Origin of the sequence: Massilia sp. R2A-15, assembly GCF_030704305.1 — a bacterium.
Taxonomy (GTDB): Bacteria; Pseudomonadota; Gammaproteobacteria; order Burkholderiales; family Burkholderiaceae_D; genus JAFCUW01.
Genome location: NZ_CP131935.1, coordinates 1,306,333 through 1,332,419 on the forward strand (window position 1 = coordinate 1,306,333; position 26,087 = coordinate 1,332,419).

24 protein-coding genes are annotated in these 26,087 nt (G+C 65.1%); 13 read left to right on the forward strand and 11 right to left on the reverse strand.

What is annotated here, in order from left to right; genetic code table 11:
- Positions 1-39 precede the first annotated feature (39 nt).
- From Q4S45_RS05970 to Q4S45_RS05995, 6 genes are read left to right on the forward strand one after another with little or no spacing between them, the layout of a single operon-like run.
- Positions 40-1,149, forward strand: a complete 1,110-nt coding sequence (locus tag Q4S45_RS05970; protein WP_305510075.1) for a glycosyltransferase family 4 protein — start codon at positions 40-42, stop codon at positions 1,147-1,149.
- 44 nt (positions 1,150-1,193) lie between these two features.
- The gene (locus Q4S45_RS05975; protein ID WP_305510076.1) at positions 1,194-2,423 is read left to right on the forward strand and encodes a glycosyltransferase family 4 protein; all 1,230 of its coding nucleotides are present in this window, start codon (positions 1,194-1,196) and stop codon (positions 2,421-2,423) included.
- Positions 2,423-3,040, forward strand: a complete 618-nt coding sequence (locus tag Q4S45_RS05980) for a sugar transferase (RefSeq protein ID WP_305510077.1) — start codon at positions 2,423-2,425, stop codon at positions 3,038-3,040. Before Q4S45_RS05975 ends, Q4S45_RS05980 begins: the two co-directional genes overlap by 1 nt.
- Before the next feature lie 7 nt (positions 3,041-3,047).
- Positions 3,048-4,259, forward strand: coding sequence for a DegT/DnrJ/EryC1/StrS aminotransferase family protein (locus Q4S45_RS05985; RefSeq protein WP_305510079.1), 1,212 nt, complete (start codon positions 3,048-3,050; stop codon positions 4,257-4,259).
- Positions 4,247-4,513, forward strand: coding sequence for a hypothetical protein (locus Q4S45_RS05990; protein ID WP_305510080.1), 267 nt, complete (start codon positions 4,247-4,249; stop codon positions 4,511-4,513). Before Q4S45_RS05985 ends, Q4S45_RS05990 begins: the two co-directional genes overlap by 13 nt.
- Positions 4,510-4,854: a hypothetical protein gene (locus Q4S45_RS05995; RefSeq protein ID WP_305510082.1), complete on the forward strand. Its 345-nt coding sequence runs from the start codon at positions 4,510-4,512 to the stop codon at positions 4,852-4,854. Before Q4S45_RS05990 ends, Q4S45_RS05995 begins: the two co-directional genes overlap by 4 nt.
- A 12-nt stretch (positions 4,855-4,866) precedes the next feature.
- Here the strand turns inward: Q4S45_RS05995 and wecB are convergent, their stop codons facing one another.
- The 9 genes from wecB to Q4S45_RS06040 form a co-directional block, all read right to left on the reverse strand.
- Positions 4,867-5,976 carry a non-hydrolyzing UDP-N-acetylglucosamine 2-epimerase gene (gene wecB / locus Q4S45_RS06000; RefSeq protein WP_305510084.1) on the reverse strand — a complete coding sequence of 370 codons (1,110 nt, stop codon included), beginning with the start codon at positions 5,974-5,976 and terminating at the stop codon, positions 4,867-4,869.
- A gap of 37 nt (positions 5,977-6,013) precedes the next feature.
- Positions 6,014-6,793: a hypothetical protein gene (locus Q4S45_RS06005; protein WP_305510086.1), complete on the reverse strand. Its 780-nt coding sequence runs from the start codon at positions 6,791-6,793 to the stop codon at positions 6,014-6,016.
- Positions 6,790-7,485, reverse strand: coding sequence for a hypothetical protein (locus Q4S45_RS06010; protein ID WP_305510088.1), 696 nt, complete (start codon positions 7,483-7,485; stop codon positions 6,790-6,792). The genes Q4S45_RS06005 and Q4S45_RS06010 overlap by 4 nt, the downstream gene beginning before the upstream one ends.
- A gap of 65 nt (positions 7,486-7,550) precedes the next feature.
- A complete protein-coding gene (locus Q4S45_RS06015) occupies positions 7,551-8,681 on the reverse strand; it encodes a DegT/DnrJ/EryC1/StrS aminotransferase family protein (protein ID WP_305510090.1) in 1,131 nt (376 codons plus the stop codon).
- Positions 8,682-8,694: 13 nt separating this feature from the next.
- Positions 8,695-9,294 carry an acyltransferase gene (locus Q4S45_RS06020; protein WP_305510092.1) on the reverse strand — a complete coding sequence of 200 codons (600 nt, stop codon included), beginning with the start codon at positions 9,292-9,294 and terminating at the stop codon, positions 8,695-8,697.
- A gap of 2 nt (positions 9,295-9,296) precedes the next feature.
- Positions 9,297-10,358 carry a Gfo/Idh/MocA family protein gene (locus Q4S45_RS06025; protein WP_305510094.1) on the reverse strand — a complete coding sequence of 354 codons (1,062 nt, stop codon included), beginning with the start codon at positions 10,356-10,358 and terminating at the stop codon, positions 9,297-9,299.
- A gap of 9 nt (positions 10,359-10,367) precedes the next feature.
- Complete coding sequence (locus Q4S45_RS06030; protein WP_305510096.1) at positions 10,368-11,696, reverse strand: nucleotide sugar dehydrogenase; 1,329 nt, start codon at positions 11,694-11,696, stop codon at positions 10,368-10,370.
- A 46-nt stretch (positions 11,697-11,742) separates the two neighbouring features.
- A complete protein-coding gene (locus Q4S45_RS06035; RefSeq protein ID WP_305510098.1) occupies positions 11,743-13,656 on the reverse strand; it encodes a nucleoside-diphosphate sugar epimerase/dehydratase in 1,914 nt (637 codons plus the stop codon).
- Positions 13,657-14,186: 530 nt separating this feature from the next.
- Positions 14,187-15,128: an N-acetylmuramoyl-L-alanine amidase-like domain-containing protein gene (locus Q4S45_RS06040; protein ID WP_305510100.1), complete on the reverse strand. Its 942-nt coding sequence runs from the start codon at positions 15,126-15,128 to the stop codon at positions 14,187-14,189.
- Positions 15,129-15,356: 228 nt separating this feature from the next.
- On the opposite strand from Q4S45_RS06040, the gene Q4S45_RS06045 reads away from it, so the two are divergent.
- The 7 genes from Q4S45_RS06045 to Q4S45_RS06075 all read left to right on the forward strand — a co-directional run bounded on the left by Q4S45_RS06045 (position 15,357) and on the right by Q4S45_RS06075 (position 22,051).
- The gene (locus Q4S45_RS06045; RefSeq protein WP_305510102.1) at positions 15,357-18,338 is read left to right on the forward strand and encodes a TonB-dependent receptor; all 2,982 of its coding nucleotides are present in this window, start codon (positions 15,357-15,359) and stop codon (positions 18,336-18,338) included.
- Positions 18,339-18,560: 222 nt separating this feature from the next.
- A complete protein-coding gene (locus Q4S45_RS06050) occupies positions 18,561-18,719 on the forward strand; it encodes a hypothetical protein (RefSeq protein ID WP_305510104.1) in 159 nt (52 codons plus the stop codon).
- 96 nt (positions 18,720-18,815) lie between these two features.
- Positions 18,816-18,989, forward strand: a complete 174-nt coding sequence (locus Q4S45_RS06055) for a hypothetical protein (RefSeq protein WP_305510106.1) — start codon at positions 18,816-18,818, stop codon at positions 18,987-18,989.
- A 188-nt stretch (positions 18,990-19,177) separates the two neighbouring features.
- Positions 19,178-19,561 (forward strand): LiaI-LiaF-like domain-containing protein, encoded by a 384-nt coding sequence (locus Q4S45_RS06060; protein WP_305510107.1) that lies wholly within the window; start codon positions 19,178-19,180, stop codon positions 19,559-19,561.
- A complete protein-coding gene (locus tag Q4S45_RS06065) occupies positions 19,551-20,255 on the forward strand; it encodes a LiaI-LiaF-like domain-containing protein (RefSeq protein WP_305510109.1) in 705 nt (234 codons plus the stop codon). Before Q4S45_RS06060 ends, Q4S45_RS06065 begins: the two co-directional genes overlap by 11 nt.
- Positions 20,255-21,322, forward strand: a complete 1,068-nt coding sequence (locus tag Q4S45_RS06070; RefSeq protein WP_305510111.1) for a sensor histidine kinase — start codon at positions 20,255-20,257, stop codon at positions 21,320-21,322. Before Q4S45_RS06065 ends, Q4S45_RS06070 begins: the two co-directional genes overlap by 1 nt.
- Positions 21,323-22,051: a LytTR family DNA-binding domain-containing protein gene (locus tag Q4S45_RS06075; RefSeq protein WP_305510113.1), complete on the forward strand. Its 729-nt coding sequence runs from the start codon at positions 21,323-21,325 to the stop codon at positions 22,049-22,051. It abuts the gene before it with no gap.
- 99 nt (positions 22,052-22,150) lie between these two features.
- Here Q4S45_RS06075 and Q4S45_RS06080 read toward each other — a convergent pair whose 3' ends face one another.
- Positions 22,151-24,400 (reverse strand): ATP-dependent DNA helicase, encoded by a 2,250-nt coding sequence (locus Q4S45_RS06080; protein WP_305510115.1) that lies wholly within the window; start codon positions 24,398-24,400, stop codon positions 22,151-22,153.
- Positions 24,397-26,046, reverse strand: coding sequence for a VRR-NUC domain-containing protein (locus Q4S45_RS06085; protein WP_305510117.1), 1,650 nt, complete (start codon positions 26,044-26,046; stop codon positions 24,397-24,399). The genes Q4S45_RS06080 and Q4S45_RS06085 overlap by 4 nt, the downstream gene beginning before the upstream one ends.
- Positions 26,047-26,087: the final 41 nt, after the last annotated feature.

The window sequence follows — 26,087 nt, forward strand, 5'->3', positions numbered from 1 at the left end:
GCCGCCGCGCGCAGGTGAAGCATCGCCATGGGACCGGACATGAATAGGATCGCGCACCTGACGTCGGCCCATCCGCGCCACGACACCCGGATCTTCCTCAAGCAATGCCGCACCCTGGCCGCGGCCGGTTACGACGTCACGCTGGTGGTGGCCGACGACGCCGGCGACGGCTGCCGGGAGGCGGTCAAGTTCGTCGACGTCGGACGCCCGCGCGGCCGGCTCGACCGTATGCTGGTGACCACGCGGCGCGTGTTCAGCGAAGCCGTCGCCCAGGACGCGGCGCTCTACCATCTGCACGACCCGGAACTGATCCCGGTCGGCATGGCGCTCAAGCGCCGCGGCAAGAAGGTCATCTTCGATTCGCACGAGGACGTGCCCAAGCAGCTGCTGAGCAAACCGTATCTGGGCCGGGTCTCGCAACGCGCGCTCTCCGGCGCGTTCTCGCTGTTCGAGCAATATGCCTGCAGGCAGTTCGACGGCATCATCGCGGCCACGCCGTCGATCCGCGACAAATTTCAGAAGATTAATGGCAGGACGGACGACGTCAACAATTTCCCCATGGTTGGAGAACTCGACGCGGCCATCCCGTGGACGGAAAAGCGCAAGGAAGTGTGCTACGTGGGCGGGATCGCGGCGATTCGCGGCATCCGCGAAGTGATCCGCGCGAGCGGCCTGCTGCAATCGGGCGCGCGCCTGAACCTGGTCGGCGCGTTTTCCGAGCCGGAGCTGGAAGCGGAAGTGAAGACGTACGAGGGCTGGGGACGGGTGAACGAACTCGGCTTCCTCGACCGTGGCGGCGTGCGCGACGTGATGCAGCGCTCGGTCGCGGGGCTGGTCACCTTCCTGCCCATGCCCAATCACCTCGATTCGCAGCCGAACAAGATGTTCGAATACATGTCGTCGGGCATCCCGGTGATCGCGTCGGATTTCCCGCTCTGGCGCGACATCATCGAGCGCAACGACTGCGGTGTGTGCGTCGATCCGCTCGATCCGAAAGCAATTGCCGGCGCGATAGATTATCTCGTACTAAACCCGGACATCGCGAAACGCATGGGCGAAAACGGCAGGAAGGCAGTGCTGGATCAATATAACTGGTCGGTCCAGGCAATAAAGTTAACCGAGTTCTACGCCGCAATCTTGCGCGTTTGATGGGGTCGTCGATTCCCTCGCGCACGGCGGCAACGGTCCGACACATGCGCATTCTCTATATCAATCACTACGCCGGCTCGCCGCGCCACGGCATGGAATTCCGGCCGTATTACCTGGCGCGGGAGTGGACGCGGCTGGGGCACGAGGTCCACATCGTCGCCTCCGCGCATACCCATCTTCGGGCCCGCCAGCCCGAGCTGATGGGGCAGTCGCGCCTCGATGAAACCATCGACGGCATCCGCTACACCTGGTTCGCCGCGCCCGGATACAGCGGCAACGGCATCGGCCGCGTGCGCAACATGGGCGCCTTCATCGCCCGCCTGTATCGCGAGAGCAAGCGGCTGGCCGCCGGGTTCAAGCCCGATGTCGTGATCGCCTCGAGTACCTACCCAATGGACATCTGGCCCGCGCACCGGATCGCCCGGCTGGCCGGCGCGCGGCTGGTGTTCGAGATCCACGACCTGTGGCCGCTCACGCCGATCGAGCTGGGTGGCATGTCGCGCCGGCACCCCTTCATCATGATGGCGCAGGCGGCCGAAGGCTTCGCCTATCGCAACGCCGATAGCGTCGTCTCGATGCTGCCCAAGGTGCAAACGCACGCGGAGTCGCGCGGCATGGCGCCGCATAAATTGCATGTCGTTCCAAACGGCATCGACCCCGGCGAGTGGATGGACGACGGGCCGGCCTTGCATGCGCATGCCGAGGACACGCTCGCCAAGCTGCGCGGCCAGGGGCTGTCGATTGTCGGCTACGCCGGCACGCACGGCATTTCGAACGCCTTGCACACCTTTGTCGACGCCGCAAAACTGATGCGCGGCGAGCAGGTCGCCTTCGTGCTGGTTGGCGGCGGGCCGGAGAAGGCCGGCTTGCAGCAGTGGGCGCACAGCGAACGCTTGAGCAACATCCACTTCATCGATCCGGTCGTCAAGGCGCAGGTGCCGGCGCTGCTGCAGTGGTTCGATGTGGCGTATATCGGCTGGCGCCAGCACTCGCTGTATCGATTCGGCATCGCGCCCAACAAGCTGATGGATTACATGATGGCGGCGCGGCCCGTGCTCCACGCCGTCGATGCCGGCAACGACCCGGTGGGGGAGGCGGCGTGCGGGCTGACGGTCGCGCCCGAGAATCCGCCCGCGGCCGCGCAAGGCATACGGACCTTGTTGGGCTTGCATCAGGATGAGCGCGCGGCAATGGGGCGGCGCGGCAAGGCGTTTGTGCTGGAAAACCTGACCTACACCGTGCTGGCCGAGCGATTCCTGGCGGCGTGCCACTAATGTCGATGCCGGATCTTGCCATGTCAAAAACCGACATCTTCCTCAAGCGCGCTTTCGATCTCTGCTTTTCGGCGGCCGGGATCATCGTCTTCGCCCCGCTGATATTGGCCTGCTGGATCATCGCCGCGATCGAGACGCGCGGCAACGGCTTCTTCGTCCATCCGCGGGTCGGCCGCCATGGCCAGATCTTCCGCGTCATCAAGATCAAGACCATGCACGCCGGCGACGCGCGGCGCAGCCCTATCGCGGCCCACAACGCGGCGGTCATCACGCGTTCCGGCGCTTTTTTTCGCAAGTACAAGCTCGACGAGTTGCCCCAGCTATTCAATGTTTTTATGGGCAGCATGAGCTTTGTCGGCCCGCGGCCCGACGTGCCCAGTTACGCCGATCAGCTGACAGGCAACGACCGCATCATCCTGCTGATGCGGCCGGGGATTACCGGTCCCGCCTCGATCAAATACCGGAACGAAGAATACCTGTTGTCGATCGCGGAGGACCCGCGGCTCTACAACGACAGCGTCATCTGGCCCGACAAGGTCAGGATCAACAAGGAATATTTTCTTAATTATTCCTTGCTGGGTGATTTCAAGTACATCGCACAAACTCTTTTCAGGTGAGGTCGCCATGGATACCCAGGTTGGCAGTTGGCCCAGTTTCTCCGCGGAGGAAGCGACGGCCGTCCAGAACGTCATTTTGTCGAACCGGGTCAATTACTGGACCGGAACCGAGTGCCGCGAATTTGAAAAGGAATTCGCGGACTGGACCGGAACGCAATTCGCCGTGGCGCTGTCGAACGGCACACTGGCCCTGGACGTGGCACTGAAGGCGCTCGGCATCCGGGCCGGCGACGAGGTGATCGTTACGCCGCGCACCTTCCTGGCCTCGGCCAGCTGCATCGTCAACGCCGGCGCCATTCCCGTGTTCGCCGACGTGGACCGGGACAGCCAGAACATCACCGCCGAGACCATCCGGGCCGTGCTCACGCCGCGCACCCGGGCCATCATCTGCGTGCACCTGGCCGGTCTGCCTTGTGACATGGATCCGATCATGGCGCTGGCCGAAGCGCACGGGATTTTCGTGATCGAGGATTGCGCCCAGGCCCACGGCGCGCGCTACAAGGGCCGCATGGTCGGCAGTATCGGGCACATCGGCGCCTGGTCGTTTTGCCAGGACAAGATCATGACCACCGGCGGCGAAGGCGGCATGGTAACCACCAGTTGCCGCCAGTGGTGGCAGCTGATGTGGTCGTTCAAGGACCATGGCAAGTGCTGGGACGCGGTCTACGCGCAGGCGCATCCGCCCGGATACCGCTGGGTCCATGAGTCCTTCGGCACCAACTGGCGCATGCTCGAGATGCAGGCGGTCATCGGGCGCATTCAGCTGAAGCACATGGCCTTGTGGACGGCGCAGCGCAAGGCCAACGCGGAGCGGATCGCGGCGGTCTGCCGCCAGCATGCGGTGGTGCGGGTGCCGCCGGTTCCGGCCGGTGTCGAGCCGGCGTTCTACAAGTTCTACGTGTTCGTCGACCCTGAACGCCTGGCGCAGGGCTGGACGCGCGACCGGATCGTGGAAGAAATTTGCGCGCGCGGGGCGCCATGCCTGCACGGCACCTGCTCGGAGGTGTACCTGGAGAAGGCCTTCGACAACACCGGCTATCGTCCGAAGAACCGCCTGAAAGTGGCGCGCGAGCTGGGCGAAACGAGCCTGATGTTCCTGGTGCATCCGACCTTGACGGAGGCGGATCTGGAGCGCACCTGCCAGGCCATCGGGGAAGTGCTGTCGATGGCGGAGGCGAAACAGCCTTCGCCGCAGGAGTCGCTGCCTTGCCCTGGATGACCATCATCGATGTTGGCCATGCGTCCGTCATGCTGCCGCTGGCCGGCGCGATCGCGGCCTGGCTGATCGCCGGGCAGGCGTGGAAGCTCGCGCTGTGCTGGTGTGCGATGTTCGCCGCCGGGCTGGGCATCGTGGCCTTGTCGAAGATTGCTTTCCTCGGCTGGAACACGGCGATTCCGACGATCGCATTTCAGGCGCTGAGCGGACACGCGTTTCGCGCGGCGGCCGTGATACCGGTTTTTTTTTTGTTGTGACGCAAGGCGCGGCGCCGCGCTGGCGCGCCGCGGCGGTGCTGGCCGGGATAGCGGCCAGCGTCGGCCTGGCGGCATTGCTGGTACGTTTTAAATTTCACACGGCGTCAGAAGTCAGCGGCAGCATCCTGCTCGGTTGCGCGGTGAGCCTTGGCTTCATTCGCGTCGCGGCGGCCATGCCCGCCCCGCGGACCGGCCGCTGGGGCGTTGCTGCCGCTCTGCTGGCGCTGATCGCGATCTGGGCGCTCACGCCATTTCCGCTGAACCAGCGCCTGATCGACGCGGCCCTTTATCTCTCCGGGCACGACCATACGTACCGCTGGACGCGCAACTGGGAACGCTGATCGGATCAACCGTCAGGCCAGGTCGGCCGCGAGCTGGCGCACGATGCGGCGCGCCGCGTCGCCCTTGCCGTAGGGTGAGACATCCGCGCCGGCGCTGCCCAGGCTGGCGCGCAGCGACTGCAATACCGACGCGCTGGAGACCGGCGGAGTGAGCCGGTTCCAGCCGGACTCGACCAGTTCGCTCCATTCGGTTTCATCGCGCAAGGTCACGCACGGCACGCGGTAGAAGAAGGCTTCCTTCTGGACGCCGCCGGAGTCGGTGGCGATCAGCGCCGCGTGTTTTTCCAGCTGCACCATATCGAGGTAGCCGAGCGGGTCGAGCAGCAGCACGGCTTGCTCCAGCACCTGCAGCTTGCCCTCGCGCGCCAGCACGGCGCGGGTGCGCGGGTGCAGGGGCAGGACGACCGGGATATCCTTCGAAAAGGCGATCAGCGCCTCGACGATCGTCGCCAGCCGCGCCGGATGATCGGTGTTCTCCGCGCGATGGATGGTCGCCAGGCAGTAGCCGCCAGGGCGGACGTCGTGGCGCGCGCGCAGCTGGCCCAGCAGGCCGCCGCTTTCGTCCACCCGCGCGCCATGATGCAGCGCCACGTCGAACATCACATCGCCGACCAGGTGGATGTGGTCGGCGGCGACGCCCTCGCGCCGCAGGTGCGTGCAGGCGCCCTCGGTCGGCGTGAACAGCCAGCGCGACACGCGGTCCGTGCAAATGCGGTTGACCTCTTCCGGCGACGCCATGTTCAGCGAACGCAGGCCTGCTTCCACATGGGCGACCGGGATATGCAGCTTGATCGCGGCCAGCGAGCCGGCCAGCGTCGAGTTCGTATCGCCATAGACCAGCACCGCGTCCGGCTTTTCCGCCAACAGCACCTTTTCGATTTCGATCAGCATGCGCCCCGTCATTTCGCCATGGCCGCCGCCGTGCACCGCGCACTGGTAGGCGGGCGGGCGCATGCCCAGTTCGGAGAAAAAGACATCGGACATGTTGGCGTCGAAATGCTGGCCGGTGTGGACCACCACTTCGTGCAGTTCGTCGGACTGTTCGAGGATTGCCGACACGGCGCTGGCCTTGATGAACTGGGGACGCGCGCCTATCACGGTGAGTATTTTCTTGGGTTTCATGCCAGCTTTCCGGTTGCTTGCGATGGGGCGAGCCTGGCTACCATGCCAGGCCCTCGTAAAAGCGGAACAGGTTGTCCTTGGTGTTCTCCACCCAGTTCGTTTCGAACTGGCGCGGATGGGTCACCAGGCAAATCCTGCGATGGGTGCGGATGGCCTCGAGCGGCGGACAGGGGTGGTAGTACTGCGGCGCCGGACGATCCGCGATGTAGATGTCCACATTGTCGAGCAGGGCGCGGTCGTAGGCCTCGCACTCGATGCCGCAGCGGTCGCGCAACTGGCGGTCATCGAGGATTTCGGTGTTATTCATTTTGAGCCGGCGATTCGCGAAGTCGCCGTGGCCGGCGACGGTGCTGATCTTCTTGCCCAGGCGCTGTTCGATGCGGCGGAAATTGGCGTGGAAATCGTCGCGGACTTCCGCCAGCCGGCCGCGGATGGCCGAGGCGCTCCTGATCCGGTGCTTCTTGGCGAAGGTGGCCACTTCTTCGTAGTGATAGGCCGCTTCGCTGCCGTACGCTTCAATCTCGCGCATCAGGTCGAAGTCCAGCGTCGAGAGGCGGAAGTAGAAGCTCGAGTGGATCTTGTGCTTCCTTTCGATCTCGAACAGTTTTCGCGTGGTGCGCAGGTCGGTGTCGATATCGTGCCGGTGCACGACGAATTTGCCGGCGCCGTCGAGGCCGCGGCGAAGGGCGGCCTGGTACTGGCGCACCGATAGCTGCGCATATCCCGCGTCCCGGGCGGCGCGGAGGAAGTCCTCGTAGGCGGCCAGTCGCGAGGGCATCGCGTAGTCGCTGTAAAAGCGGTGCAGCAAGGTCTTCATTGGATGGAATACTTCGCGCGATAGGGTTGAAATCCGAGCATCTCCTTGAATTGCAGCAGTCCCGGACTGGCGCCGAAGCAGGTGTCGTACATGATGTAGTTGCAGGTCCTCGCCTCGATGGCCTGGCAGACGATTTCGGTAATCATCATGTGCATCATGCCGTGATTGTTCCGCACGCCGATGACCCGGTTGAAGGCGGCGAAATTGCCATAGAATCCCAAGTCGCCGTAGCCCGTCAGCCGGCCTTCCGCATTGAGCACCCCGAAATACTTGAAGTTCTTTTCGTCGTCGAAGTGGGTGATTTTCTGCAGATAGGCCGCATCCATCGGCCGTCCCTGGCGCGTCTCGACCGATATGTTGATCGCATGGATGTCGTCGATGTAATCGTTGCGGTCGATTTCGACCAGGCGGTAGCCTTTCGACTTTGCCTTTTTGGCGTGAAATCCGGCCGAGTTTTTGCCCTGGATGCTGTTGAGGTATTCCTCGCGGCTGGCGAACCTGCGCAGGTCGAGCAGCGCCGCGCCCACGGATTTGTTCTGGATGACCTTGTACTTCGGATGCGGCTTGGTGAAGTAGCGATGGACGCTGGCGACGTGCTCCGGGTTCAGCTCGCGCCTGAATTCCAGCCGGGCCACCGGCAGCTGGGCCAGCGTGTTGAGCCTGGAGGCCAGCAGCGATAATTTGTCTAGCATAGCAATGACTCCATGAAGGCGTTGTAGCGCACCGCGGGCCGGCCGGCGCGGCGCATCGGCGTTGGTCAGCATGTCGAATACGCCAGTTCGCCGCTGCCCGGCAGGGGCACGCCGGCGGCGTCCAGCAAGGTCAGGGCGACCCGGTCGGCGCTGGCGGCCGACAGATAGGGGCCCATCGGCAGGCTCATGACGCTGGCGGACATCTCCACGGCGACCGGGCAGCAGTCGGGATCGGACAGGTGGGCGTAGGCCGGCTGGCGGTGCACCGGCACCGGGTAGTGCACCGCGGTCGGGATCTCGGCCGCGTGCAGGTGGGCCTGCAGGCGCTCGCGCTCGGCCACCACCACCGTGTACTGGGCGTACACGCTGGTGCGCTCGGCGCCGCGGCCGACCCGGCCGATGCGCCCCGACAGCAGCGCGTCGTAGCGCGCGGCCAGCTTCGCGCGCTGGTGCAGTTCCCATTCGAAGCGTTCGAGTTTGGCCAGCACGATGGCGCATTGCAGCGTGTCCATCCGGCCGCCGACGCCGATGCGGGTGTGGACGTAGCGGCGCGACTGGCCATGCACGCGGATCTCGCGCATGGCCTGCGCCAGTTCGTCGTCGCTGGTGAAGATGGCGCCGCCGTCGCCGTAGCAGCCGAGCGGCTTGCTGGGGAAAAAGCTGGTGCAGCCGATGGTGGACAGGTTGCAGCTCTTCTTGCCGTGGTAGGTCGCGCCGAAGCTCTGGGCCGCGTCCTCGACCACCGCCAGCCCGTGGCGGCTGGCGATGGCGTTGATGGCCTCCATGTCGGCCGGCTGGCCGAACAGCGACACCGGCATGATGGCGCGGGTGCGCGGCGTGACCAGCGCTTCGATCAGCGACGGGTCGATGTTGCAGGTGGCCGCGTCGATGTCGGCGAATACCGGCTTCGCGCCCAGCAGCACGATCGCTTCGGCGGTGGCGATGAAGGTGAACGGGGTGGTGATCACTTCGTCGCCTGGCCCGATGCCCAGCGCCATCAGCGCGATCACCAGCGCCTCGGTGCCGGAGGCGACCGTGATGCAGTGGCGCGCGCCGGTGTAGTGGGCCAGCCGGGTTTCCAGCTCGCCCACTTCGGGGCCCATGATGTACTGGCCGTGGTCGAGCACGGTCTGGATGCGTTCGTTGATCAGCTCACGCGAGGCGTGGTATTGCGCTTTGAGGTCGATGAATTCCATGATGGTCCTTGGCTCAGGCAGTCGGGGTCAGCGGCGTGCGCTCATGGTGCAGCTGGCACACGCCGTCTTGCAGGAAATACAGTTCGCCGGTGTGCGGGCAGCGCGCCCAGCCGCCTTCGTCCATCGCCAGGCGCTCGCCGAAGCGGCTGATCCATCCAATGCGGCGCGCCGGCACGCCGGCCATCAGGGCGAAGTCGGGCACGTCGCGGGTGACTACGGCGCCGGCCGCCACGAAAGCGTGCTGGCCGACCGTCACGCCGCACACGATGGTGCAGTTGGCGCCCAGGGTGGCGCCGCGCTTGACGCGCGTGGGCCGGTACTCGTCCTTGCGCGTCACCGCCGAACGCGGGTTGTAGACGTTGGTAAACACCATGCTGGGGCCGCAGAACACGTCGTCCTCCAGCACCACGGCGTCGTACACCGAGACGTTGTTCTGCACCTTGACGTTATTGCCAATAACGACGTCATTACCGACAAACACGTTCTGGCCCAGCGAACAACCGGCGCCGATGCGCGCACCGCTGCACACGTGGGCGAAATGCCAGACCCGGGTGTCGTCGCCGAGGACGGCGCCGGGGTCGACGATGGCGCTGGGATGGATGACCGGCTCCATGATCAGCACTCCAGCGGCAGCGCCACGCGCTTGCCGTCGCGGGCGGACTTGTAGGCCGCCACCAGCACTTCGAGCGACTTGAGTCCCTCGCGGCCGTCGGTCTCCGGCTCGGCCTCGCCGCGCAGCACCTTGATGACGTTGTCGTAGTACAGCGGATGGCCGAAGCCGTACACCGAGGTGGTCTGGTAGCTGGCGTCGGCCACCTTGGCGTCGTCGTCGTGCGGGGTGGCGAATTCCCACTGCTGCACTTCGTTGACGGCCACCCCGCCGATTTTCACCGTGCCCTTTTCGCCGAGGATGGTGATCGAGCCTTCCAGGTTGCGCGGGTAGGTCAGCATCGTCACGTTCATCGAGCCGAGCGCGCCGTTGCGCCAGCGGATCGACAGCACGCCGGTGTCTTCCACTTCGATGTCGCGCGCCAGCGTGGCGGTGTAGGCCTGCAGGCTTTCCACCGGGCCGATCAGCCAGTCGATCAGGTCGACGTAGTGGCTGGCCTGGTTCATGAAGGCGCCGCCGTCGTACTCCCAGGTGCCGCGCCACTTGGCGCTGTTGTAGTACTCGTCGGGCCGGGTCCAGAACACGTTCAGGTTGACCATGTAGATGCGGCCGAAGCGCTTCTTCTCGACCGCGCTTTTCAGCAGTTGCAAGGTGGCGTTGCGGCGGTTCTGCTTGACCACGAACATGCGCACCCCGGCCGCGTCGCAGGCGGCGACCATGCGCTTGCCGTCTTCCCAGCGCGTGGCCATCGGCTTTTCGGTGATCACGTGGCGCCCGGCGCGGGCGATCTGCACCGCCTGTTCCGGGTGCAGGCCGGACGGGGTGGTGATGATGAAGGCGTCGGCGTCGCACTTGGCCAGCATCTCGGTCAGGGTGGCGTAGGGCGTGGCGCCGGTGTTGCCAGCCGCTTCCTCGAGCCGGCTGCGGTCGATGTCGCACACGCCGACCAGCTCGCAGCGGTCCTGGTGCTGGCGGATGGCGCCGAAGTGGTTGGCGGCGATCCGGCCGCACCCGACGAGGGCGAAGCGGATCTTGCGGTCGAGTATGGCGGGAGCGAAGTTGCGCATGGTGGTTCCTCAGGCTTTGACAACGTTGGACAGGCGGTCGAGGTACACGCCGCGCGTGTCGACGATCAGCTGGGCGTGCTGCTGGATCAGTTCGTAGTCGAAGCCGCTGTGGGCGGTGGCCAGCAGCACCACGTCGTAGGCGGCCACCGTGTCGGCCGTCAGCGCGACGCTCGACAGGTCGAACTGGTGCTCGCGCATGCGCGGGAAGTGCGGCACGTGCGGATCGGAGTAGTCGACGATGGCGCCCTTGTCGCGCAGGATCTCCATCAGCTCGACCGAGGGCGACTCGCGCATGTCCTCGACGTCCCTCTTGTAGGCGATCCCCAGCACCAGCACGCGGCTGCCCTTGACCGAGCGCGAGCGCGCGTTGAGCGCGTCGGTCAGCTTGCCGATCACCCAGTGCGGCATGTCGCTGTTGATTTCGCCGGCCAGCTCGATGAAGCGGGTGTGCAGGCCGAACTGGCGCGCTTTCCAGGTGAGGTAGAACGGGTCGATCGGGATGCAGTGCCCGCCCAGGCCCGGGCCCGGATAGTAGGCGGTGAAGCCGAACGGCTTGGTGGCGGCGGCGCGGATCACCTCGTGGATGTCGATGTCCATCTTGTCGGCGATCACCTTCATCTCGTTGACCAGGCCGATGTTGACGGCGCGGTGGATGTTCTCGAGCAGCTTGGTCAGTTCGGCCGCGCGGGTCGAGCTGACCGGCACCACCTTGTCGATCGCCGGCCCGTACAGCGCAAGCCCGGCCTGCAGGCAGTTCGGGGTGCTGCCGCCGCACACCTTGGGAATGGTGCGGGTTTCGAAGCGCGGATTGCCGGGGTCTTCGCGCTCGGGCGAGAACACCAGGAACACGTCCTCGCCGACGACGAAGCCGCGCGACTCGAGGCGCGGACGCAGCTCTTCCTCGGTGGTGCCGGGGTAAGTGGTGCTTTCGAGCGACATCAGCTGGCCCTGGCGCATGTGCGGCAGCAGCGCGTCGGTGGTGCCGAGCACGAACGACAGGTCCGGCTCGCGGTAGGCGTTGAGCGGGGTCGGCACGCAGATGATCAGCGCGTCGGCCTCGGCCACCCGGGTGAAGTCGGTGGTTGCCTCGAAGCCGCTCTCGCGGGCCCTGGCAATCTGGCTTGCCGGGATGTGCTCGATGTAGCTGGCGCCCTCATTGAGCCTGGCGACCTTGGCGCCGTCGATGTCGATCCCCAGCACCTTGAAGCCGACCGCCGAATAGCGCAAGGTGAGCGGCAGGCCGACATAGCCGAGTCCGACGATGCCGATGACGGCGCTGCGGTCCTGGAATTTCGCGATCAGGTGCTTCAAATGGCCTGAGAACAGTTCGTCGCGCATGTTATTCGCCTCCGTGGGGTGCTGGGATTAGGGTTGGGGATAGGGCTCAGATGCGGAATGACGCCAGCCGCTTGAGCAGGTGCGGGCGCGCCACCGCCGGCAATTTCGGTACCTGCGCCGGCGCCGGATGGCGTTGCGGCGCATATTCGTTGACGATCGCCTTGACCATCGATTCGATCATTGCGCGGTCGTTGGTATCGCAAGCGAGCATCAGGCAATTAATATAAGTTTCCAGAATGCCGGGACGCAGCGCATTTTCTTTCATTCGCATAATGCGCGGATGGTCGCTGGGGAATATCTCGCCGTCTGTTAATAATTCCTCGTGGAGTTTTTCTCCGGGGAATAAACCGACATAATTAATTTCAATATCCCCATCCGGATGCGCCGCATTCTTTTCCGACAGGCCGGACATCACGATCATGGTGCGGGCCAGATCGAGAATCTTGACCGGCTCTCCCATGTCCAGGACGAACACGTCGCCGCCCTTGGCCATGGCGCCGGCCTGGATCACCAGCTGGGCCGCTTCGGCAATGAGCATGAAGTAGCGCGACACCTCGGGGTGGGTGATTGTCAGCGGCCCGCCGCGGGCGATCTGGCGCTGGAAGAGGGGGATGACCGAGCCCGACGAGCCCAGCACGTTGCCGAAGCGCACCATGCAGAACGTCGTTTGCGGGGCGAAGCGGGTGGCGGCGGCCTGGAAGATCAGCTCGGCGATGCGCTTGCTGGCGCCCATGATGTTGGTCGGGCGCACCGCCTTGTCGCTCGAGATCAGCACGCAGGTTTCGACCTGGTGGCGCTCGGCGGCGTTGGCAATGACCTGGGCGCCCAGCACGTTGTTGCGCAGGCCCTCGACGATGTTCGCCTCCACCAGCGGCACGTGCTTGTAGGCGGCGGCATGGTAGATGGTGTCGATGTGGGCGTGCTGCAGGATGCGGTCGATCAGGGCGGCGCTGCAGACCGATCCCAGGTGCGCCTCGATCGGCAGGTCGGGAAAGCGCGCCTGCAGTTCCTGGCGCACCGTGTAGAGCGCGAATTCGCAATGGTCGAGCAGGTGCAGGCGGCTCGGCGCCAGGGTGACGATCTGGCGGCACAGCTCGCTGCCGATGGAGCCGCCGGCGCCCGTCACCAGCACATTCTTGCCAAGCACGCAACGGCTGAACAGGTCGACCCGCGGCGGCACCGGCGGGCGCCCCAGCAAGTCCTCGAACTTCAGGGCGCGGATCGCTTCCGGCCGGCCCTGGCTGTCGTCGGCCAGGTCGACCAGGCGGCTGAGGATCTTGGTCGTCACGCCGGCCTCGGCCAGGCGCTGCATGATGTTGCGCAGCCGCGCCGGCGACACCGAGGGGATCGCGATGACCACCGAGCGGATGTTCAGGGCGCTGACCATTTCGACCAGGCGGTCGGTGTGGAACACCCGCAGCCCGGCGATGGTGCGTTCGTTGAGCACGCGCTTTTCGTCGAAGAAGCAGACCGGGCGGTATTCATTGCCGCTGCGCATGGTCGAGGCCAGGTGGGCGCCCGGTTCGCCGGCGCCGTAGATCGCCACCGCGTCGCCGGCCGGCTTGCGGGTGAGCTGGTTGCGCAGGAAGTTGCGCATCATCATGCGCGAGGCGGCCACATAGGAAAACACGATGAACCAGTAGATTGCCAGCACGCTGCGGGGAAAGCGCTCGTCGTTGATGGCGAACAGCACGATGTACACGCAGATCACCGCCAGCCCTAGTGTCAGGCCGGTGACGGCGAGCATGCGCTGGTCGATGAAGCGGATCACCGCCCGGTACAGGTCGGACATGGAGAAGGCCGCGACGGTCACCACGGCCACCAGGAAGTAGGACAGCGGCCCGTAATGCATCGCGAGGCTGAGGTCGCCCACGCGCAGCAGCATGGCGATCAGGATGCAGAACGGCAGGGCCACCAGGTCTACCGCGACCATCAGGGCGATCTTCGCCGTGCGGTGCATGGATACCATCCGGGCGGACAGCTGACGGGTAGTCATTGCATTTGGCATGGACATGGAGGCTAGCCGTATATTCGGTTGATTAATAAAAATAAATCCCGATAATCGCGCTTAGGTAAATCGGCACTTAGATAATTCACCGAAGCATAAGTTTATTATCGGGGGCGTCTATCGTGATTGGTTTGATAATAGTCAACTGCTAACGAAAAGCAAAAATGGCGAATATCATTTGAATAATTTTGCGCAAGGTTTCGGTGAATCAAATTGCTGTTTTATCGGAAATGATGATATTGAGAATTAAATAACTTTCGGAAATGCGCATCCCTGCGGCGATCCGCATCTGGATATTGGAAAATGAATCGGGACCCACGTTGGAGCATCGCCGCAGGGGGGCAGTTCCGCTATCGGCAGCGCCCTAACAAGGGACAGCGCAAAGGAAGATGGCGAACTTCAACAGCGGAGCTCGCCAGGAGGCGGGGAGGGGATTGCGAACAAGCCGGGGCCAGGTCCCGCAGGACCGGCCCCTGTATATGTCAGCCGGCCTGGCCGGGACGCGGCTGCGGCAGCGCCGGCGGCACCACGATGTTGTCGTTCAGGCGCAGGAACTTGAAGCCCGCCAGTGTCTGGCCCGGCTTGCCGGCGGCGGCATTGCGCGCCTCGCGCGCGCGGGTGCGGGCGATGAAGGCGTCGAACGATTCCTCGCGCACCTGCGGCTCGGCCGAATTGAGGAAGTTGCGGCGGCCGTCGGCGCCGGTGACCACCAGCCCCACGTGCGAGGCCCAGTAGGCGCCGTCGCGGGTTGAGATCACATTGACGAAGTCGCCGTCCTGCAGCTGGCCGGCGACCTCGGCAACGGCGCCTGCCGGCACGTAGGCTTCGCGGCTGGTCTGCACCGGCAGCGTGCTGTCGGTGTGGTGGCGGTTCTTCAGGAAGCGCGCGCGGTCGACCGTCAATGGATACGACGGGCCGCCGGCGCCAGCCAGTTGCGCGCTGATGTCGGTGACCAGCCAGGCGTTGTTGATATTCCAGTCGACCTCGGTGTAATGGTTGCGCGTGGCAACGCCGACCACGCCGTCCTTGTAGCGGATGCGTTGCAGCATCCAGAAGAATTCTTCCCACGAATTGCTCAGCGCCATCGCGTAAGTGTGTTCGGCGAACACCACGCAATCGCTTTCCTCCAGGCTGAACATCGGCAAGGTGTCGTGTATTTGATACGGAAACTCGCCGAGCAGATTGAGTTTGTAACGCTGGCCGATGTTGTGGCGGCCGATCGCGGCGATGCGCTTGCGCAGGTCCGGCTCGGCTTGATGGATATAACTAATATAGCGTCCCGCTTCGGCCGGGCTCATCTGGTAGATCTGCTTTTGCAGCAATTGCTCGGTGCTGAGCGGCGACGGCGCCGCGGGCGCCAGAGGGACGGGGCGGGTGGCGCAACCGGTCAGGGCGGCCAGGAACAGCAGGGAAGCGAAACGCATGGCGAATTGTTAAAAGTCAGAAAACCAGAAGGTAGCGCGTTTCGGCGGTCAGCGGTTAATGAAAATAACTTATTTCCCAATAACGTTTTAACATTGGTCGCTTGTGCAACATTCCGTGAGGTTATACACCTAAGCGTACAAGTGATTATTCACGAAAATGCCAATCGACAATACTCTGCGCATGGTCGGATACGCCGGCTTTGATCGAAGAAATATTGGAGAGTATTGATGATTTTCAAACAAAAGCCGGTGGCCGCGGCCGTGTCGATGGCCATGTGGAGCCTGGCAGCATTCCCCGCGCTGGCCCAAACCGAAGCGCCTGCGCAGATGCAAACGGTCGAAGTGACCGGTATCCGCGCGTCGATGGCGAAATCGCTGAACGTGAAAAAGAATTCGTCGGCCAACGTCGAGGTCATCACGGCCGAAGACGTGGGCAAGATGCCGGACAAGAACCTGGCCGACTCGCTGCAGCGCCTGGCCGGCGTCGCCGTGCGCACCGACTACGATGAAGCGGAAAAAGTGTCGATGCGCGGCACCAACCCGGACATGTCGCTGATCCTGTTCAACGGCCACACCGTCAGCGGCGGCGACTGGTACGTCGGCGACCAGACCTCGAGCAGCCGCTCGACCAGCCTGTCGCTGATGCCTTCGTCGGTGCTGAACCAGGCGGTCGTCTACAAGACCTCGCAGGCCAACATCGCCGACGGCGGCATGGCCGGCACCATCAACGTCTCCACCCGCAAACCGCTGGCGCAGAAAGAGCAGCTGAGCGGCGTCGTCAGCGCCGGCATGAGCTATGCCGACCTGCCGGGCAAGAGCGCGCCTGACATGAGCGCCTCGGTCAACTGGAAAAACGAAGCCGGCACCTTCGGCTTCATCGCCCAGGGCTTCGCCGAGAAGCGCTATATCCGCCGCGATTCGTCGTCGCGCCTGGCCTACGGCACCAGCAGCGGCTGGGACGTGATCAACACCGCGACCATGAAGGGCATCACCGACGAGTCGCTGGCCGGCACCGGCTACAAGGCGTCCGACCTGAACGGCGTGCGCATGCCCGGCTCGATGGCGACCGAATTCGTCGAAGGCGTGCGCGACCGCAAGGGCGGCATGCTGTCGATGGAGTTCAAGCCGAACAAGGACCTGGACGTGACGATGACGGGCTTCCACTCGTCGATGAACGCGAACAACTACGGCCGCGCGAACATGGGCGCAATGTACAGCATGCTGCTCGGTAAGGCGTCTATCACTGACGGCGCGACCACAGCAGCTTCGCCAAACACCAATTCGAACGGCCAGCAAGTGTTCGCGATGATCAAGAAGCCGGTGATCGTCAACGAAACCACCCTGTACGGCGACCAGCTGCGCGTGCTCAAGAGCGCCGACATCGTGTTCCCGGACGGCACCACGCCTCAGTACATCGGCAACAATGAAGGCTTTTACCGCGAAGGCGCCAACGCCACCAGCGGCTTCCTCGACCTCGACGGCAAGTACCGCGTCAACAGCGACCTGACCGTCAAAGGCCTGTTCTCGACCACCGAAGGCGTCGGCAAGACGGACGCCGACCAGGGCCTGACTTACGCGCGCTTCGGCACCGGCACCTCGTACGCGCTGAACGGCCTGCGCGAGGCGCCGTTCGTCAAGTACTACGGCGCCGGCCCGATGACCCCAGGCCTGAACGCCGACGGCAGCGGCAACCTGCTGGTCCTGCGTACCCTGTCCGGCCTGAAAACCAGCGACAAGGAACGCAGCCTGCAGTTCGACGCCCAGTACTCGGTCCAGAAGGGCTGGCTTGAATCGGTCGAATCCGGTGTGCGCTATTCCGATCACCATCGCGACAGCGCGCGTCGTTATCCGGCTTACCGCAGCCCGACCAGCGTGAGTCTGAATAACGCGGTGCCGACCAGCACGATCGCCTGGCCGTCGGACTTTGGCGCAGGCCTGGGCGGCACGCCAGGCTGGGACAACACCGGCTTCACCTGGAACCCTGAGGCGCTGAAGGCGTACTTCGCGGCGAACACCAAGACCACCACCGACGAATTCGAGCGCCGCATCCCATCCGAGCTGCACATGCGCGAGCGCCAGGGCGCCGCCTACGTGATGGCCAATCTGGAAGGCGAGGGCTGGTCTGGCAACGTTGGCCTGCGCGTGGTGAAAACCCGCGTCAACGCCGACATCCCGACCCCGATTCCGGCCGGCGTATGCCTGCGCACGGAACCGGGCCAGCCGGCGACGACCTGCGCCGCGTTCCCGGATGCGATCACCACTGCCGGCGACCTGCAGCCGTACTACGACAACGTCGCGTTCAAGAACAACACCGGCAACATCTACTACTTCAAGAAGACCGACCGCACCTACAACAATGTGCTGCCAAGCCTGAACCTGCGTTACGAGCTGACCAAGGACCAGATCGTGCGTTTCGGCGCCAGCGAGACCATCGGCCGCCAGAACTACAACCTGCTGGGCGCGGGCTTCGGTTCGCCAGTCTGCGATGCGCAGGGTTGCCGCGTGACCGGTCCTAACCCGGACCTGAAGCCGATGATCTCGAAGAACATCGACGCGTCGTGGGCCTGGTACTTCGCGCCGCGTTCGCTGGTCTCGGCCAACGTGTTCTACTCGAAGATCGACGGCTACGCCAAGACCGGCAACACGGGCACCTCGAACATCGACCTGTACGATTCGGCCACCAGCTCGATGAAGACGTACTCAATCGTCACCTCGTCGCAGCAGGGCGCGCACATCGGCGGCATCGAGCTGTCGTACGAGCAGCCGTTCGGTAAAACCGGCTTCGGCTTCACCAGCAACGTCAGCCGCGCCAAGACCAAAGTCGACGATGGCCGTCCGATGATCGGCGCGTCCGAGTATGCGGCGAACCTGGGCGGCTACTTCGAGAACGACAAGTTCTCGTCGCGCCTGGTGTGGAACTACCGCAGCGAGTACGTCACCGGCAGCACCGCGCCGGCGCCAACCACCAACAGCCAGGGCCTGTACACGGTCAATGGCGTGACGATGCCTGGCGCGCCGACGATTTCAGCGCCGGTGGCGACGCTGGCGTTCAACGCGAGCTACAACATCAGCCCGAAACTGGTGGTGTCGTTCGACGCGACCAACCTGACCAACGTGCGTCGCGCTCAGTATCGCTACAGCGAAGAAGAGCAGTCGAAGCTGGACGTGAGCGGCCGCCAGTACTACGTGAACCTGAAATACAAGTTCTGATCGCGTAGCGTGGCATAAATGAAAAGGGAGCTTCGGCTCCCTTTTTTTTTCTGCGTGAAACGCGAACGTGCGGCACCGAACAGTGCAGGCAATCGTGCGCGCTTATGATGAAGCCGTGTGAGTGACGCGCCGCGTGAAGCTACGATGGCCAGCGAAAACCTCAGCAGGTAAGCCGGTCGCCTCAAGGACCGGCACCAGACACTAGCGGCAGCGGAGGTTCTTATGTCCACCAGCACCCATCCACCAAAACACCTTGTGCGGGAATACCTCGAGCGGCGCGCGCGCGACTCGAAGCCGCCGCCGACGCCCGAAGAAATTCGCCGTCAGCTGGGATGGGGATTGCTGCTGCCGGACTTCAAGCTGGCCACCAGCCGCAACTGACCTCCTCGTGTCCTACACGACGACATCGCGCCGTCCTATTTGACGATGGTTCAGCCAATAGCATCATATAAACACTAGCCTAAAGGAGCGCACCCCATGACCAAACGCATTGGAAACAAAGACGAAGCCCAGCATCGCGGCAAGCAAGAGAAGAAAGACATCAAGCGCACCAACAAGGCGCGCGAGATGATCAAGCAGGCGATTGCGCGCGCGAAGTACCGCAACCAGGTCAGGAACCAGCCTATGGAAACGTCCTTGCCACCGGCATAACCGTTCGTCGGTTTCCACCAGCCCACCTCGGCAACCAGGTGGGCTTTTTTGCGTCCGCTCGCCGCGCCGCGGGCGCGGTCCGCCGAATCCTTCGCCGTTCGCCGATCCCCAGCCGCCATTCACCGAAAACCGGTTTCGCCGCGCGCGCTGCGCCGGTAATGTGTGGTCATCCAACCAAGGGAGGTATCGTGAACCCCAATGACTCTTACCACTGGCGCAAGCAGCTCTTGCTCGGCCTGATGCTGGTCGCCATCGGCGCCGGACTGCTGCTCGACCAGTTCGACATGCTCGACCTCTACGACTTATGGCATTATTGGCCGCTGATTCTGGTGGTCGTCGGCCTGAACAAGATGATCGGCTATCCGACCGCGCGCGATTTCACCAGCGGGCTGTGGACCATGTTCATCGGCGTGTGGCTGTTTGCGAACTTCGAGCACATGTTTGGCCTGACCTTTCGCACCAGCTGGCCGTACGTGATCATCGCCTGGGGCGTCACGATGATCCTCAAGCCTTTCATCCGCGAGCGCTTCGCCGCCAATGCACCAGCCAGGGAGAGCAACCATGAAAACTGAGATCGAACGCAAGGGCATGTCGCGCCAGGTGATGCTGGGCATGGTGGCGATCGGCATGGGCGTGCTGTTCCTGCTCGATAACCTGGCGATCTGGGACTTCCATCACGCGATCTCGTTCTGGCCGGTGGTGTTCATCGTGGTCGGCGCGATCAAGCTGTTCGACACCAGCAGCTCGGACGGCTATTTCGTCGGCGCGGTGCTGATGCTGGTCGGCGTGCTGATGGTGCTGAACCGGATGGGCATCGTGTACTTCACCTGGCGCGCCGTCTGGCCGGTGATGCTGATCGCGCTGGGCGGCTCCGTGCTGTACAAGGCGGTCACCGGGCGGCGCCTGATCGGCGCTTCGCTCAAGGGCGTCGCGTCGTCCGAGGACGTGGTCGATGTCACCGCCATCCTGGGCGGCTTCGAACGGCGCATCACCACCCCGAACTTCAAGGGCGGCGAAGTGACGGCGATCATGGGCGGCTGTTCGCTCGACATGCGCGGCTCGTCGATCGAGACCGAAGCGGTGATCAACGTGTTCGCGGTATGGGGCGGGATCACCATCAAGTGCCCGCCCGACTGGACCGTCATCCTGCACGGCACCCCGATCATGGGCGGCTTCGACGAGAAGACCGCGCCGCCGCCGGACAACAGCAAGCGGCTGATCGTGCGCGGCTACGCAATCATGGGTGGCGTGGAAGTGCGCAACTGATGCAGGGGCCGCTGCTGGGCCGGCGCGGCGCGGCCCTGTACCTGCTGGCCTGGCTGATGCTGGCCCTGGTGCTGGCCACGCTGGTTGTGTTCGTCGCGCGCGCCGGCTGGATCAACGGCCTGCTGTTCGCGCTGCCGCCGATGCTGGTGTATGCGTTCGCGTGCAGCTTTTCCGCTTACTACATGTGCCGCGCCTGGCCGCTGGCGCGGCAGCGCGGCATGTCGATCGTCGCGGTGTTTTGCGTCAGCGCGGTGCTGGCGGCCGCCGGCTGGACGCTGCTTGGCGCCGGCTGGAATGCGCTGCTGCTGTCGGGCGGCGTGGAGTGGGCCGGTGTGGCGCAGTTCGCGCCGCTGATGGCGCTGATGTTCGGGTTCGGCGTGATCCTGTACGGACTGTCGGCGCTGGGACACTACCTGGCGATCGAGGTGGCGCGGGTGCGCGAATCGGAGCGGCGCGAACTGGAAGCGCGGGTGATGGCGCAGGACGCCGAGCTGCGCATGCTGCGCACCCAGATCGACCCGCACTTCCTGTTCAACAGTCTGAACTCGATCAGCGCGCTCACTTCGATCAACCCGGCCGGTGCGCGCGCGATGACCCTGAAGCTGGCCGAGTTCTTCCGCCACAGCCTCAATCTCGAGGCGCATCGCAAGGTCGAACTGGCGGCCGAAGTGACGCTGGCGCTGGACTTCCTGGCGATCGAGCAGGTGCGCTTCGGCGAGCGGTTGGCGGTGGCGCAGGAAGTGTCGCCGGAAGCGGCGGCCTGCCTGCTGCCGCCGATGATCCTGCAGCCGCTGGTCGAGAACGCGGTCCGGCACGGGATCGGCAACCTGACCGAAGGAGGCGTGGTGTGCATCGCCGCCGAACGGGCGGGCTCGCAGCTGCGTCTGGCGGTGGAAAACGACATCGATGCGGAGCAGCCGGCGAAGCCTGGCGGCGGTATTGGCCTTGCCAACGTGCGCCAGCGCCTGGCTGCAGCGTACGGGGAGCAGGCGGCGATCCACTGGTCGCGGCGCGAGAACACATTCCGGGTCGAGCTGACGCTGCCCGCTGAAACGAAAGGAAGCTGAATGCGGGTGATCATCGTGGACGACGAGCAGCTCGCGCGCATGGTCATGCGCGAGTACCTGGGCGCGCATGCCGACATCGAGATCGTGGCCGAATGCGCCAACGGGTTCGAAGCGGTCAAGGCGATCGCCGAACTGCGGCCGGACCTGGTGTTCCTCGATATCCAGATGCCCAAGTTGACCGGCTTCGAAGTGGTGGAGCTGGCGGGGCGGGCGACACGCTACATCTTCGTGACCGCGTACGAGCAGTATGCGATCAAGGCGTTCGAGGTGCATGCGGTGGATTACCTGCTCAAGCCGTTCAGCCAGGAGCGGCTCGATGTCGCGCTGGCCCATGCGCGCGCGAGCGCCACGCCGGCGCCGGCGCTGGACGCGGTGATCCTGGATGCGGCCAAACGCAGCGCGCCGCTCGAGCGGGTGCTGATCCGCGATGGCGCGAAGGTGCACGTGATTGCGGCCGCGGACATCGACGTGATCGAGGCGCAGGACGATTACGTCGAGATCAGCGCCGGCGGGAAAACGTGGCTGAAGAACCAGAGGCTTGCCGAGCTGGAGGAACAGCTCGACGGCGGCAAGTTCGTGCGCATCCACCGCTCCTATATAGTCAATATCGAGCGCATGGCGCGGATCGAGCCGGCGGGGAAGGACAGCCACGCGGCGGTGCTGCAGGATGGGAGGAGGGTGCCGGTCAGCCGCAGCGGATACCAGAAACTGAGGGCATTGCTCGGCTAGCGGCGCATACAAATGCGGTCAGGTTCGCAGGACCAGACCCCGGCCTGCGCATCAGGGGTCTGGTCCTGCGGAGCGACGGGGACGCCGAGTCCCCATCTGTCATGCGGCGTCGAGCCCCCACCAGCGCGGCAACAAGGCCTGCACATCGGGCTGCGCGAACCGGTCGTCGATCAGGTACACGACGCCCCGATCGCCGGTCGTGCGTATCACCCGTCCCGCCGCCTGCACCACTTTCTGGATGCCGGGGTACAGATAGGTGTAGTCGTAGCCGGCGCCAAACGTCGTCTCCATGCGCTGGCGCACCTGCTCGTTCACCGGATTCATCTGCGGCAGGCCCAGCGTGGCGATGAACGCGCCGACCAGACGCGCGCCGGGCAGGTCGATTCCCTCGCCGAACGCGCCGCCCAGCACCGCGAACCCGACCCCGCAGCTATCGAGCGAGAACCGCGCAAGGAAAGCGGCGCGGCCCGCTTCGTCCATGCGCCGTTCCTGCCGCCACATCGGGATGTCGGGATGCTGTTCGGCGAACGCCTGCGCCGCCTGCTCAAGGTAGTCGAAGCTGCTGAAGAACGCCAGGTAGTTGCCCGGCGCGTCGCGGTACTGGCCGCCGATCAGCCGCGCGATCGGCGCCACCGAACGGGCGCGGTGCTGGAAGCGCGTCGAGATGCGGTCCACCACATGGACCTCCAGCTGGTCCGCGGTGAACGGCGACTCGACGTCGATGAAGGCGGTATCGGCCGGCATGCCCAGCGCGTCGCTGTAGTAATGCCAGGGACTGAGCGTGGCCGAGAACAGCGCGCTGGAATGGGCCAGCGCGAAGCGCGGCTTGAGGAAGGGCGCCGGCACGATATTGCGGATGCACAGGGTCGATCCGTTGGCGCCGTCGCGCGCGACGTCGAACAGCGAATGCGCGCCGAACGACTCGGACAGGCGCGCGAAGTGCAGTGCGTCGAAATAGAAGCGTTGGAGCGCCGGGTCGAGCGGCGCCGGATTCTCGGCCAGGAACTCGGTGATCTCGCTGGCCGCGCCCTGCAGGTTGGTCAGCAGCTTGGCGGGCAGCTCGGGCATCACCTGGTAGGGCGCGGTGGCGCCCTTATCGAGCTCGGTCCAGTTGCGCGAGACGCGGTCCAGCGCTTTCTTGAGCAAGGCCGGCGCCACGGCGCGGGCGGCCCGCAGCGCGCCGCGCGACAGTTCGGCCGAATACATCGCGCGGCTGCGCGCGACCAGGTTGTGCGCTTCGTCGACCAGTACGCTGACGCGCCACTGGTTGGCCGCGGCCAGCGCGTACAGCATGGCGCCGCCGTCGAAATAGTAGTTGTAGTCGCCGACGATGACGTCGGACCATTTCGCCATTTCGCTGCCCAGGTAGTACGGGCAGACATCGTGCGCCAGCGCGGTCTCGCGCAAGGCCGCCCGGTCCAGCAGCGGCAGCGCGGCCGCGGCGCTGCGCGCCTGCGGCAGGCGGTCGTAGAAGCCTTTCGCGAGCGGACAGGAATCGCCGTGGCAGGCCTTGTCGGGATGCTCGCAGGCCTTGTCGCGCGCGGCCAGTTCGAGGATCCGGATCGGCATCGTTGGTGCGGCGGCGCGGATCGTTTCCATCGCGTCGAGCGCGAGCTGGCGGCCAGGCGTTTTGGCCGACAGGAACAGGATCTTGTCGAGCTTCTGGCCGGGCGCCGCCTTCAGCACCGGGAACAGGCTGCCGACCGTCTTGCCAATGCCAGTCGGCGCCTGCGCCAGCACGCAGCGCGCGCTGCTGTTAGCGCGGAAGATGGTCTCGGACAGGTGGCGCTGGCCGGGACGAAACGACGGGTGCGGGAACCGCAGCGCGCCGAGGGCGGCGTCGCGTGCTTCGCGGTGCGCCAGTTCCCGCGCCGCCCACGCGACGAAGCGCTCGCACTGTTCGGCGAACTGCGCGGCCAGGTCCGTGCTGCTTGCGGTCTCGCGCAGCACGGTTTCGGTCTGGCGGCCGATGTCGAAGTAGACCAGCGCCAGGTTGACCTGCTCCAGGCCGCGCTGCTGGCACAGCAGGTGGCCGTACACGCGCAGCTGGGCCCAGTGCAGGTGGCGGTGGCGCTCCGGCATGCTGTCGAGGCGGCCGCGGTAGGTCTTGATTTCCTCGAGCAGGTTCTGGGCCGGGTCGTAGCCGTCGGCGCGTCCGCGCACCAGCAGCGGGCCGTGGACGCCGGACAGGCTCACTTCGGTCTCGTAGCCGTCGCCGCGGCGCGACGTGACGACGCCATGGCCGGCGATGCCTTCCTGGGCGGTGGGCGAGGGCGTGAAGCGCAGGTCGAGGTCGCCGGCCTTGGCGGTGAACTCGCACAGCGCGCGCACAGCGACGACGTAGCTCACGCGGCCGGCTCCTGCCACTGCAGGTAGCACACCGACACCGGCAGCTGGTGCTGCGCGCAGTAGTCGATCCAGCGCAGCTGGTTGTCCTGCAGGCGGTCGCCCGGCCCCTTCACTTCGATCATGTTGTAGCGCCTCTCGGCGGGCCAGAACTGGATCAGGTCGGGGAAGCCGGTGCGATTGGCCTGCACGTCCTGCAGGATGCGCTCGCACATTTTTTTCAGGTGGGCGGCGGGAATGCAGTCGAGTGCGAGTTCGAGCAGCTCGTCGGACACGCCGTCCCAGGCCACGAACGGAGAAGCGATGCCGCGCTTGGCGGCGGCCGTGGCGCGAATCGTCGCGCGCCAGGCATCGGTGTCGAGTTCGGCCAGGCAGGCGTCGAATTCGGCCGCGCGGCGCTGTACGAAGTCGGGACTGTACAAGTCGGCCGGGCCGCGATGGAAAGGGTGGAAGAAGGCGCCCGGAATGGCGCTGAACACGGCGCGCCAGCACAGCAGGCCGAACAGGGTGTTGACCAGCATGTTCTCGACATAGAACACGGGCGCCTCGGGCCGCGCCAGGTGGTCGCGCACGACGCCTTCGACCCACCAGCCGTCGCCGGGATGCGGCAGGCGCAGGTCGAGGCGGCAAGCGGTGGGCCGGCGCGGCGCGCGCGTGGTGGGGCGCCCCAGCTGGCGCGTCAGGCGCGGCGAGATGCGCAACAGCTGCTGGCGCTCGGCCTCGCTTTCCGGCGCGCGCTGGGCTTCGAGCAGCAGCCGGTAGGCGTGGGCGTACTGCTTGTTTTTTTCGAGTACGCGGATGGCGCGAGCGCGGGCGCCGGGGAAGCGGCACCGTTCGTACAGGGGATAGGCGCTGGCCCAGTCCTTGCGCTTTTCGTAGTGCTGGGCGATCTGGTACATCAGGCGTTCGCGCCGGCTGTTGAGCCAGTCGTTCTCGAAAGGCGCCGACGGCAGGTCGCGCAGCACCGACTCGGGCGCGGCGCTGGCGCGAAAGCGCTCCTTGCAGTGGTGCAGTTCGATGTAGTGGTCGATGTCGCGGCGCGTGCGAAACCCGCGCGAGGCGGCAGTGAACTCGACCTGCTCGTAGCGGACCACGCCCAGGTCGGACAGGACGAACTCGGTCCAGTCCTGGCGGAAGTTACCGAAGAAAATCAGGCGCAGGCGGTCGCACAGGGGCTTGACCAGGATGTGGAATACGTGGTCCGTGCAGTCGCGGTACCAGGCGGAAAAGCGGCGCGGGTCGCCAAAGCCGGCGCGCAGGGCGGCCAGCTGGTCGGCCTTGCGGGCGCTTTGTTCGGGCAGCGACAGGTGGAAGGCGGCGCCGATCTCGGGCTTCGACAGCACGTCGAATAGGGCGTCGAGCGAGAGCACGGGGTCAAGCTCGATCCAGCCGGTGGCTTGCAGGCGGCGCGCGGCTTCGACCGGGCAGCCGATTTCCGCGTAGTTGAGCTTGCTTGCGCGGAACAGGGTGCCCTTGCGCATGACCATGCGCACGAACAGCGCGCGCGACGGCTGCGGCAAGGTGGCGAACACGGAGAGGAAGGTTTTTTCCTCGTCGGCCAGCAGGTCGCTGTAGCGTTCGCCGATCCAGTCCAGCACGCGCTGGAAGTTATCCAGGTAGTAGAGCTGGTTGTCGATTACGTGGTTCATGTCGGACTGCCGGACTTCCTGATGCGGTACTGTTTATATAT

What these genes read in the sequence shown, in the direction of transcription:
- Q4S45_RS05970 (WP_305510075.1), top strand. Translation starts at nt 40, where the DNA reads ATGAATAGGATCGCGCACCTGACGTCGGCCCATCCGCGCCACGACACC.
- Q4S45_RS05975 (WP_305510076.1), top strand. Translation starts at nt 1,194, where the DNA reads ATGCGCATTCTCTATATCAATCACTACGCCGGCTCGCCGCGCCACGGC.
- Q4S45_RS05980 (WP_305510077.1), top strand. Translation starts at nt 2,423, where the DNA reads ATGTCGATGCCGGATCTTGCCATGTCAAAAACCGACATCTTCCTCAAG.
- Q4S45_RS05985 (WP_305510079.1), top strand. Translation starts at nt 3,048, where the DNA reads ATGGATACCCAGGTTGGCAGTTGGCCCAGTTTCTCCGCGGAGGAAGCG.
- wecB (WP_305510084.1), bottom strand. Translation starts at nt 5,976, where the DNA reads ATGAAACCCAAGAAAATACTCACCGTGATAGGCGCGCGTCCCCAGTTC.
- Q4S45_RS06005 (WP_305510086.1), bottom strand. Translation starts at nt 6,793, where the DNA reads ATGAAGACCTTGCTGCACCGCTTTTACAGCGACTACGCGATGCCCTCG.
- Q4S45_RS06010 (WP_305510088.1), bottom strand. Translation starts at nt 7,485, where the DNA reads ATGCTAGACAAATTATCGCTGCTGGCCTCCAGGCTCAACACGCTGGCC.
- Q4S45_RS06015 (WP_305510090.1), bottom strand. Translation starts at nt 8,681, where the DNA reads ATGGAATTCATCGACCTCAAAGCGCAATACCACGCCTCGCGTGAGCTG.
- Q4S45_RS06020 (WP_305510092.1), bottom strand. Translation starts at nt 9,294, where the DNA reads ATGGAGCCGGTCATCCATCCCAGCGCCATCGTCGACCCCGGCGCCGTC.
- Q4S45_RS06025 (WP_305510094.1), bottom strand. Translation starts at nt 10,358, where the DNA reads ATGCGCAACTTCGCTCCCGCCATACTCGACCGCAAGATCCGCTTCGCC.
- Q4S45_RS06030 (WP_305510096.1), bottom strand. Translation starts at nt 11,696, where the DNA reads ATGCGCGACGAACTGTTCTCAGGCCATTTGAAGCACCTGATCGCGAAA.
- Q4S45_RS06035 (WP_305510098.1), bottom strand. Translation starts at nt 13,656, where the DNA reads ATGCACCGCACGGCGAAGATCGCCCTGATGGTCGCGGTAGACCTGGTG.
- Q4S45_RS06040 (WP_305510100.1), bottom strand. Translation starts at nt 15,128, where the DNA reads ATGCGTTTCGCTTCCCTGCTGTTCCTGGCCGCCCTGACCGGTTGCGCC.
- Q4S45_RS06045 (WP_305510102.1), top strand. Translation starts at nt 15,357, where the DNA reads ATGATTTTCAAACAAAAGCCGGTGGCCGCGGCCGTGTCGATGGCCATG.
- Q4S45_RS06050 (WP_305510104.1), top strand. Translation starts at nt 18,561, where the DNA reads ATGTCCACCAGCACCCATCCACCAAAACACCTTGTGCGGGAATACCTC.
- Q4S45_RS06055 (WP_305510106.1), top strand. Translation starts at nt 18,816, where the DNA reads ATGACCAAACGCATTGGAAACAAAGACGAAGCCCAGCATCGCGGCAAG.
- Q4S45_RS06065 (WP_305510109.1), top strand. Translation starts at nt 19,551, where the DNA reads ATGAAAACTGAGATCGAACGCAAGGGCATGTCGCGCCAGGTGATGCTG.
- Q4S45_RS06070 (WP_305510111.1), top strand. Translation starts at nt 20,255, where the DNA reads ATGCAGGGGCCGCTGCTGGGCCGGCGCGGCGCGGCCCTGTACCTGCTG.
- Q4S45_RS06075 (WP_305510113.1), top strand. Translation starts at nt 21,323, where the DNA reads ATGCGGGTGATCATCGTGGACGACGAGCAGCTCGCGCGCATGGTCATG.
- Q4S45_RS06085 (WP_305510117.1), bottom strand. Translation starts at nt 26,046, where the DNA reads ATGAACCACGTAATCGACAACCAGCTCTACTACCTGGATAACTTCCAG.